Source organism: Microbacterium sp. MEC084, assembly GCF_004514465.2.
Classification (GTDB): domain Bacteria; phylum Actinomycetota; class Actinomycetes; order Actinomycetales; family Microbacteriaceae; genus Microbacterium.
On sequence record NZ_MYFP02000041.1, the window covers coordinates 1 to 2,396 of the forward strand.

A 2,396-nucleotide genomic window follows, 5' to 3' on the forward strand; every position below is an offset into this window, starting at 1 on the left:
CGCCGAGCTCGGCATCACGCCCAAGCGGACCCGTCCTTACCGCCCCCAGACGAACGGGAAGATCGAGCGATTCCATCGCACCATGGCCGACGGTTGGGCCTACGTGAAGCACTACAACAGCGAATCAGCCCGCCGAGCAGCCCTGCCGGCCTGGCTGCACTTCTACAATCACCACAGGCCCCACACCGCGATCGGGAAGCTCCCGCCCATCAGCCGGATCTCAAACAACCTGGCTGGGCAGTACAGCTAAGCGAGGCCGGCGTTCAACTTCTCGAAGAGCTTCTCGAAGTTTTCGACGGATACCGGATCGAGAGTTGCGAAGAACTCGTCCTGGTTGTCGGTCAGCGCGTGAGCCGGGAGTGCATGGTTGAACTTGTTCTCGACAGACTCGATGCGACCGAGGATGCGGCCCGTACTGCCGCTCAGGTCGGTTTCAGTAAGTGCCTTCCTGAATGCCCAGTTGTAGAGCTTGAGGTAGTCGGTGACAGCAAAGAGGTCTTCGATGTCGCCGTCCCTTGGCAGTGACGGATCGACCTCTCCGACCGAGATGATGCGGTTCGCGGGGACGTCGTTCTCCTGCGCCGCACGCCTGGTTCGGTCGAGGACTGAGCTGGACTTCTCACCGTCGACGAGGACGGAGACCTCAAGCCTGCGACCCATCAGCGCGACGAACGCAGGCATGTTTGTGATGCCGCCGACGGGGATCATGGCGAGCTTTGGGCTCAAGATCGGCTTCTTCTGCGACTCCATGTAGGCGCTCATGCGCATCAGGTAGATGAAGTCGCTACTGCCTTCGACCAAGAGGTGCTGTCCCGAGCCGATGAACAGATGCTGGCTGATCGAGTACCCCAGCGCGGACTCGACGGGGAGCACGGTGTCACGGTCGGCCTTGAGATTGACCTTGCTGACCTCGACGCCGGCTTCCTGGTCCTCACGCGTGGCCTTGTCGTGGACAGCGCGGAGCTTCTCGTAGACGGTGGGATCGACCATGAACTGCGAGTGGGTCGTGTAGAGCGTCTGCTTGGAGGCGCCGAGCTCATTGAAGATGTAGTTGACAAAGTCCTTCTGGGCCTCGCCGTGGAGGCTCGTCCCGGGCTCGTCCAACAGGACCACTACCGGCTTGTCCGTGTGCAGGTACTCGCTGAAGGCTGCGAAGAACGAGAAGAACCACTGGAATCCGGTCGAGCGTGTGGCGAAGTTCGTCTCGACGTTCCCGTGCCGCCCATCCCGTAGCTCGATCTTCAGGAAGCGATGGTTCATGGCTGGCGTGTTCGGAGCTTCGACCACGGGCACGTTGTCGTCGCCGAATACGACCTCGAGGTCAGTGTTGGCTCGCCAGTACTTGAAGACCTCGCGGCTGAGGTCGACGGCAGCGGCCTGGAGTTCGGCCTTGCGGCTGTCGTAGTTCGTGTCGAGGAAATCCGCCGGCTTCACGCCCGCATGGGCGAGAAGTGAGACGACAGTTTGCTCCTGCTCGTCCAGACTCTCGCCCGTCTCGGCCTTCCGGGCGAGCTCGGTTAGGTCGGTCTCGCCGGGCAACACGCTGTAGTTCGAGAAGTAGAAGAACTGCGGTACGCGCGCGGCGATCGCATCGCGCTGCTCTTTCTCGATCGGAGCACCAGAGCCGAAGTGATACCGGTACTTCTCGGCGGCGCTCGGGAACCCGCCGACCGCCTTCGCCCTGGCGGGCTCGGACGCCTTGAGGGTCTTCGCGAGTTCCTTCGCCTTCGCGATAGCAGCGTCGAGGTCTGGCTCCTTCGCGAGCTCCGCGGCATCTTCGTCGGCAACTGAAGCATCCGTGGAGGCGGCGGCGATGACGTCCTTCAAGTCCGTCTCGACCCAGACGTAGTACTTGTTCGAGTAGGTGCGCGCTGCGACGACCTTGCTGGTGGGGAGCAGCGGCGAAGGAAGAAATCCGCTGAGAGCGTCGATGTCGACCTGTTCTGCGGCGAACTCTGCCGTAACCGGTTGCGTGTCCTCGATGTTCGCATCACTCCGACGATCGCGCGCGAGCCGCCAACGCGGGTACTCCGTGACGAGGTCGAACTTCCGTGCGTCGCCATTCGCCGGCTTGAGCCGATGCAGGGCCTTGAGGATGGTCGTCTTGCCTGACTCGTTCTTGCCGACCAGAGCAGTCACGTCGGGCTCGAGGGTCTGCTGAACGAAGTGGTGACAGTTTCGGTTAGGCCGCGAGGGCCAGGTTCTGGTTCATGATGGTCTCGAACTCGATCGGCGTCAAACGGCCCAGACGGGCTTGCCGGCGGCGTCGGTGGTAGGTCCGCTCGATCCAGGTCACGATCGCGACGCGCAGCTGTTCTCGGTTGGCCCAGGCGCGGCGGTCGAGGACGTTCTTCTGCAGCAGGCTGAAGAACGACTCCATCGCGGCGTTGTCGCCC

At 62.5% G+C, this 2,396-nt stretch carries 3 protein-coding genes; 1 reads left to right on the forward strand and 2 read right to left on the reverse strand.

Features of this window, described 5'->3' with window-relative positions; translation table 11 throughout:
* On the forward strand, positions 1-250 hold a 250-nt coding region (locus B5M43_RS14810; RefSeq protein WP_230668270.1), incomplete at its 5' end, for an integrase core domain-containing protein.
* On the opposite strand, the gene B5M43_RS14815 is transcribed toward B5M43_RS14810, so the two are convergent.
* Positions 247-2,139 (reverse strand): AAA family ATPase, encoded by a 1,893-nt coding sequence (locus B5M43_RS14815; protein WP_134747349.1) that lies wholly within the window; start codon positions 2,137-2,139, stop codon positions 247-249. The two genes, B5M43_RS14810 and B5M43_RS14815, sit on opposite strands and share 4 nt — an antisense overlap.
* A 43-nt stretch (positions 2,140-2,182) precedes the next feature.
* Positions 2,183-2,396, reverse strand: a 214-nt coding sequence (locus B5M43_RS14820) for an IS3 family transposase (protein ID WP_230668212.1), incomplete at its 5' end; no start/stop codon positions are given.